The sequence below is a fragment of the Methylorubrum podarium genome (assembly GCF_022179745.1).
In the GTDB taxonomy this organism is placed as follows: domain Bacteria; phylum Pseudomonadota; class Alphaproteobacteria; order Rhizobiales; family Beijerinckiaceae; genus Methylobacterium; species Methylobacterium podarium.
The window spans coordinates 1-5,485 of the sequence record NZ_BPRD01000301.1; the positions used below are offsets into that span (position 1 = coordinate 1).

9 protein-coding genes and 1 pseudogene are annotated in these 5,485 nt (G+C 72.1%); 4 read left to right on the top strand and 6 right to left on the bottom strand.

The features are described 5' to 3' along the window. A pseudogene (locus tag MFF42_RS15245) lies at positions 1-370 on the bottom strand (glycosyltransferase family 2 protein); the annotation flags it as partial. A 168-nt stretch (positions 371-538) separates the two neighbouring features. Beyond that, complete coding sequence (locus MFF42_RS15250; RefSeq protein WP_238256496.1) at positions 539-865, bottom strand: cupin domain-containing protein; 327 nt, start codon at positions 863-865, stop codon at positions 539-541. 118 nt (positions 866-983) lie between these two features. Here MFF42_RS15250 and MFF42_RS15255 point away from each other — a divergent pair, with 118 nt between their 5' ends. Together MFF42_RS15255 and MFF42_RS15260 are read left to right on the top strand one after the other, a co-directional pair. Continuing rightward, complete coding sequence (locus MFF42_RS15255) at positions 984-1,145, top strand: hypothetical protein (RefSeq protein WP_238256497.1); 162 nt, start codon at positions 984-986, stop codon at positions 1,143-1,145. Then, positions 1,117-1,803, top strand: a complete 687-nt coding sequence (locus tag MFF42_RS15260; protein ID WP_306423540.1) for a protein-L-isoaspartate(D-aspartate) O-methyltransferase — start codon at positions 1,117-1,119, stop codon at positions 1,801-1,803. Before MFF42_RS15255 ends, MFF42_RS15260 begins: the two co-directional genes overlap by 29 nt. A gap of 146 nt (positions 1,804-1,949) precedes the next feature. Here the strand turns inward: MFF42_RS15260 and MFF42_RS26590 are convergent, their stop codons facing one another. Continuing rightward, on the bottom strand, positions 1,950-2,237 hold the full coding sequence (locus tag MFF42_RS26590) for a type II toxin-antitoxin system RelE/ParE family toxin (protein WP_373875186.1): 288 nt from the start codon (positions 2,235-2,237) through the stop codon (positions 1,950-1,952). Continuing rightward, complete coding sequence (locus MFF42_RS15265) at positions 2,227-2,487, bottom strand: type II toxin-antitoxin system ParD family antitoxin (RefSeq protein ID WP_238256502.1); 261 nt, start codon at positions 2,485-2,487, stop codon at positions 2,227-2,229. The genes MFF42_RS26590 and MFF42_RS15265 overlap by 11 nt, the downstream gene beginning before the upstream one ends. Positions 2,488-2,869: 382 nt before the next feature. Here MFF42_RS15265 and MFF42_RS15270 point away from each other — a divergent pair, with 382 nt between their 5' ends. Next, positions 2,870-3,367, top strand: coding sequence for an Hsp20 family protein (locus tag MFF42_RS15270; RefSeq protein WP_238256499.1), 498 nt, complete (start codon positions 2,870-2,872; stop codon positions 3,365-3,367). Between the two features lie 110 nt (positions 3,368-3,477). Next, on the top strand, positions 3,478-3,981 hold the full coding sequence (locus MFF42_RS15275) for a hypothetical protein (RefSeq protein WP_238256500.1): 504 nt from the start codon (positions 3,478-3,480) through the stop codon (positions 3,979-3,981). An 84-nt stretch (positions 3,982-4,065) separates the two neighbouring features. Here MFF42_RS15275 and MFF42_RS15280 read toward each other — a convergent pair whose 3' ends face one another. Next, positions 4,066-4,680 carry a Uma2 family endonuclease gene (locus tag MFF42_RS15280; RefSeq protein ID WP_238256501.1) on the bottom strand — a complete coding sequence of 205 codons (615 nt, stop codon included), beginning with the start codon at positions 4,678-4,680 and terminating at the stop codon, positions 4,066-4,068. Positions 4,681-4,760: 80 nt separating this feature from the next. After that, positions 4,761-5,485 (bottom strand): DNA mismatch repair MutL family protein (locus tag MFF42_RS15285; RefSeq protein WP_507763111.1); only part of this gene is annotated, 725 nt, incomplete at its 5' end.

Genomic DNA, 5,485 nt, shown 5'->3' on the forward strand with positions numbered 1-5,485 from the left:
GCTCCAGCGTCGCCCGCGCGAGGCGGAACCGCCCGCTGGCGGCGAGTGGATCGAGGCGAAGGCCCCGCACCCGGCGCGGCAGGCGCACGAGGTCGTCGATCCCGCCATCCTCCCGCATCTCGAGGCGGACCGCCTCGTCCTCGCGAAAGCCCGAGCCGTCATCGACGTAGAGAAGCGGCACCGGCTTCGTCGCGCCCAAGCCTTCGAGGTCGGCCCGGATGCGCACCCAGCCCGCGGCGAGCCGGAACGGGAACAGCCGCCCGCCGCGGGGATGGGTGAGGCGGAATTGCGGGTCGGAACCGGTGGAGCGCCAGACGCCCTCCCCCTCCGGCTCGACCTGTCCCTTCGGTTCGATGCGGCACGCGATCATGGGGACAGGCGTTAGAGCGCATTCCGCCGAAGTGGCAACCGGTTCGTCGTCGGAATGCGCGTCGGAACAAAGGTCTAGAGCATCGTCCCGAAAGGTGGTTGCCGGCTTTCGAAAAAAAGGACTCTGCTCTAGAGCCACCGGCCCGATGCCGTCAGGGCGGATGGGGCGCTAGCGCGGCGCGCGGTGAACCGCGAGCCAGATCGTCGGATTCTGCGTGCGCTCGACGCGATGCCGGCGGTGGGCCGGGATCAGCAGGTGGTCGCCCTCGGCGAGGCGCCGCGGCGCGCTCTCGTCGGCGAAGCGCAGTTCGGCGCTGCCTCGAAGCACCGCGACCCACTCGTCCTCGTCCTGATCGTACCAGAAGCCCGGCGGGCTCGCCTGCCCCGTCGAGACGATGCGCTCGATCCGCAGGCCGGGCGCGGCGAGCAGCGTCTCGAAGAGTTCCTCATCCGCGTGCGCCGGCAGGCCGGCGAACAGGTTGGGACAGGCGGTCATGTCGAGGTCTCTCCCGGTCGAGGGGCGCCGCCGGAGCCGGCCGGACACCGCGCGGCGCGTCCGGCGTTGAATCGGGGAAGGCGGCGCGCCCCGCGCCGCCGCAGCTTGCGACGGATCGATGCCCGAGACCAAACCCGCGCCGCTCCCGCCGGCCACCGAGGATGCCGGCCTGCCGACGCCGCCGAGCCCCGGCCGCCTGCCGCCGCCGAACCTGCCTCCCGCGCCGCCCCCCGCCGACGAAGCGTCCGACGATGAGGCGGACGGCGCGGGCACGGAGTGAGGCGGTGCCGGACCGTGCCGAGGCCCGTGCCCGGATGGTCGAGACGCACCTCGTCGCCCGCGGCCTGCGCGACGCCGCCGTCCTCGAAGCGATGGGCGCCGTGCCGCGGGAGGCCTTCCTGCCGGCCGACCTCGCGGCGGCGGCCTACGGCGACGGACCGCTGCCGATCGGCGCGGGGCAGACGATCTCCCAGCCCTACATCGTCGCCCTGATGATCGAGGCGTTGGCCCTGCGGCCCGGCGACCGAGTTCTGGAAGTCGGCGCCGGCTGCGGCTACGCGGCGGCGGTGCTGGCCCGGATGGGCGCGCAGGTCTTCGCCGTCAAGCGCCACGCCGCCCTGTGCGAGGCCGCGGGCGCCCGCCTCGCCGCGCTCGGCTTCGGCTCGGTGCATCTGCGCGTCGGCGACGGACAGGCGGGCTGGCCCGAGGCGGCGCCCTTCGACGCGATCCTCGTCTCGGCGGCCGGCCCGGACGTGCCACGGGCGCTGAAGGACCAGCTTCGCGACGGCGGCCACCTCGTCATCCCGGTCGGACCGCCCGGCGGGCAGACGCTGCTGCGCCTGACCCGGCGCGGGCCGGACCGGTTCGAGAGGACCGATCTCGGCCCGGTCTCGTTCGTGCCGCTGCTGCGGGGCGTCGGGCCGGTGGAAGCGGGGTGAGGAGGCGTGGAAGGGCTCAGGGATCGTCGCGACGCCGCGCTCGATCGCTCAACGCCCGTGCGAGGCTTCGTCCGCGGTCCCCTCTGCCGCCGTCGCGGAGGTGAGCCTCAGCCGCGGTTCCATCCTGTCGTGCAGAACTCTGAGGATCACGACCTCGCGCTCGCCCCCATCGCATCCGTGATCGTGAAGTACAGGATGTGGGACGCCGACCGTCGACATCCGCTCGCGAGGGCGACATGGAACGAGCGGATTCCCGGCCCGAGATCCGGTCTGCCCTGCGAGGATGGGCGCTCGGGTACCTCGGCCACCATGGCGATCGCGCGGTCAATCAACTGTGCATAGGCTTGCACCTGAGTCGGACCGAAGGCGCGGAGTGTCTCCTCGAGAATATGCTCGATGTCCGTGTCCGCCCGGCGCGTGAGCCTATGGCGCACGACCGGTCTTTCGGGCGATGTCTTGGGCGATCTCGACGGCCGTCCTGTCGCCGAACTGGCCGGTACGCAGGTCGGCCAAGCCGGCTCCGACCTCTTGCCTCAGGACTGCGAGTTTCTCGGCCTCGGCCGCCTTCTCCTGCTCCAGCAGGCGCAAGCCGTCCCGAACGACCTCGCTCGCCGAGGCATACCCGCCGGAACGCGTGAGTTCGTTCACGAACGACAGCATCTCGGGGGTAAGACTCACGTTCATGGTCGCCACGGCTCATCTCCTCGATGGATGAGAGATCGTCATTGTTGTCCCTGTCGATCGGACAGGCAACTGACTCCAAGGAGCCCCCGGCACCGAGCGAGGGCGGACACGGAGTCTCCCGCGAAACGCCCGCCGCGCTGTCATCGCCCAGGGACGAGAATGGTCGGAGGCCGCGTGTTGCGTGAGCCTCCGGTTGCCGCCTCAGATCCGGCAGGTGCGTGGATTGGACAGCGGATCGCGAAAAATTTCGAGCAAAGCCGGAACCCGGTTCGCTTGACCACGTTTACGCGCGTGCGAGGCCCGAACGGGCTCGCATGGTGGGCGCCGGACGTCAGGTGTCCGGCGGCCCTCGTCATCACGTTGCTCCCAGGAGGATGTGGTCATGAGGACCTTCGATTTCGCTCCCCTCTATCGTTCCACCGTCGGCTTCGACCGCCTGTTCTCCCTGCTCGACCAGGCCGAGACCTCGGCCGCTTGGCCGCCCCACGACATCGAGAAGGTGTCCGAGGACGGCTACCGCATCACCATGGCGGTCGCCGGCTTCGCGCCCGACGAGATCGAGCTGACCCAGCACGACACCGCGCTCCTCGTCGCGGGCCAGAAGAAAGCCCAGGAAGGCGAGCGTCAGTACCTGCACCGGGGCATCGCCGGCCGCACCTTCCGCCAGACCTTCAACCTCGCCCAGCACGTGCGGGTCACCGGCGCCAGCCTGGAGAACGGCCTGCTCACGGTCGAGCTGAAGCGCGAGGTGCCGGAGGCGCTCAAGCCGCGCCGGATCGCCATCGGCGGCAGCCAGGCCGCCGTCGGGCAGGACAACGCGCCGGTTCAGGTCACGGACCGGTCCGCGGGCCAATCCAAGGGCCAGTCCAAGGCCGCCTGACCCGACGCGCGACCCATAACACGAGCCGACATCCCCGGAGGCCCGCGCTTCCGGGGATCCCTTCCTTTTCGCACGCGAACCCCGTGCCTTCAGGGAGATGACCCGTGACGATGATGGAGACCTCTTTCCGCCATTCCGGCCCCGTGAATGCCGGACCCGTGAACCCGGCCGGCACCCCGGCCGCCTCGTTCGACGCGTGGCAGGCGCGCGTCGCCCCCGGCGACGTGTTCCGCCACCCGCGCGAGGTGCTGGCCCACCCGCTCCTCTCCCGCGCGGACAAGCGCGCGATCCTGGCGTCCTGGGCGTCCGACGCCTGCGCCCTGGAGAACGCCCCCGCGCTGCGCTGCCTCGCCGGCTTCAGGGCCGAGCCGGTGCCGCTCGATGCCGTCCTCGCCGCGCTCGGCACGCTCGACCGGGAGGCGCCCTCGGCGAAACCGGCCCGACCGGGAGGCCGGCCCCTGCCCCGGCGCCCGCGGCGGCTCTCGAACCTGCACCGGTTCCTTCGCCGGCGCCGGGACGACGACGACGATCCGCCGCCCTGCCCGGCGGCGCGGATGCCGCGTCCGCGGACGCCGCCGAGCGCCGCGGCCCTGGCTCTCGGCATTCCGGCCTGACTCCGGCGCCCGCTGGCGTGCCCGCAAGGGCGGAGCCTGCCGAACGCCTCCTCGAGCGCCTGTGACCTGCCGCGGACGACGCGTTCAGCGGCCGGATTTCAGCGCCGCGGCCTCGTCCTCGACGACGAGCCGCGGCGTCGGCGGGAACGTGACGCCGTCATAGACGGCCGCCATGCGGAGGGTGACCCCGATCTGCGGCAGGTCGATCTCCGCATCGAGACCCTCGATGGTTCTCGCCGACCACGACCCGTCCGCCCCCCTCAACCACAGCCGGACGACGGGTTGGTTCGGCTCGACGAACAGGATGGCGTCGAGGCCATCGACCGCCTTGTACTCGCCGAGCTTGTCGATCGCATCGAAATCGCGCGTGCTCGGCGACAGGACTTCGACGACGAGCCGTGGCCCTGCCGCCGTGAACGCACCGGGTTTGCGGTTCCCGCAATCGAGCCCGACATCCGGCCGCCGGATCTGGGAGGGGCCCGTCTGAACCGCGCCGTCGTTGGTGAACGGCCGACACCCGGAGCCGCGCGTCTGGTTCTTCAGTTCGGTGAGGATGTTGACGACGATGTCATCGTGCACGTTCTTGGCGCCGGCCATGAGCTGAGGCTGACCGCCGACCAGTTCGTACAGGTCGGGCTGGCGTTCCTGCCAGGCGAAGAATTCCTCGATGGTCCAGCGACGCCGTGCCGACTCTGCCATGCCGGGCCTCTCCCGTCTGGACTGAGGCTACCGCACGCGGCCGGCCCGCGCCAAGTCGGAGCGGCCCGTCGGCTCGCGCCTCACCGCCGCCCGAACAGCCGCTCGATCTCGGCCAAGCCCAGCGTGACGAAGGTCGGGCGGCCGTGGTTGCACGAGCCGGAGAGCGGGGTCGCCTCCATCTCGCGCAGCAGCGCGTTCATCTCCTCGGGCTTGAGGCGGCGGCCGGCGCGGATCGAGCCGTGGCAGCTCATCCGCGAGAGGAGCGCGTCGAGACGCCGGCTCACCGGGTCGGGATCGCCCTCGCCCGCCGGGCCGCCCTCCTCGACGCCGCTCGCGTCCAGCGCGTCGAGCACGTCGAGCACGAGCCCCTTCACCGAGCCGCCCGCGAGCGCCGCCGGCACCGCCCGCACCAGCACCGCGCCGGGGCCGAACGCCTCCAGGCTCAGGCCCAGCCGCTCCAGTTCGGGGGCGGCCTCGACGAGGCGGTCGGCCTCCTCGGGCGCCATCTCGACCACGTCGGGGATCAGGAGGCCCTGCCGCGCAACGCCGCCGCCGGCGCGCTCGCGCTTGAGCCGCTCGTAGACCAGACGCTCATGGGCGGCGTGCTGATCGACCAGCACGATGCCGTCGCGGGTCTGGGCGAGGATGTAGGTCTCGTGGATCTGCGCGCGGGCGGCGCCGAGCGGATGGGTCTCGGCCTCGGGATTCGCCTCCGGCTCGGGCCGAAGGTCGGCGCCCGGAGGGGCGAGGCCGGCGGAGAACAGCGCCTGCGGCGTCTCGGCGAAGCCCGCGCGCGCCTCGTCGG

Excerpts from the sequence above, each read along its gene's own strand:
- MFF42_RS15250 (WP_238256496.1), bottom strand. The coding sequence starts at position 865 with ATGACCGCCTGTCCCAACCTGTTCGCCGGCCTGCCGGCGCACGCGGAT.
- MFF42_RS15255 (WP_238256497.1), top strand. The coding sequence starts at position 984 with ATGCCCGAGACCAAACCCGCGCCGCTCCCGCCGGCCACCGAGGATGCC.
- MFF42_RS15260 (WP_306423540.1), top strand. The coding sequence starts at position 1,117 with ATGAGGCGGACGGCGCGGGCACGGAGTGAGGCGGTGCCGGACCGTGCC.
- MFF42_RS15265 (WP_238256502.1), bottom strand. The coding sequence starts at position 2,487 with ATGAACGTGAGTCTTACCCCCGAGATGCTGTCGTTCGTGAACGAACTC.
- MFF42_RS15270 (WP_238256499.1), top strand. The coding sequence starts at position 2,870 with ATGAGGACCTTCGATTTCGCTCCCCTCTATCGTTCCACCGTCGGCTTC.
- MFF42_RS15275 (WP_238256500.1), top strand. The coding sequence starts at position 3,478 with ATGATGGAGACCTCTTTCCGCCATTCCGGCCCCGTGAATGCCGGACCC.
- MFF42_RS15280 (WP_238256501.1), bottom strand. The coding sequence starts at position 4,680 with ATGGCAGAGTCGGCACGGCGTCGCTGGACCATCGAGGAATTCTTCGCC.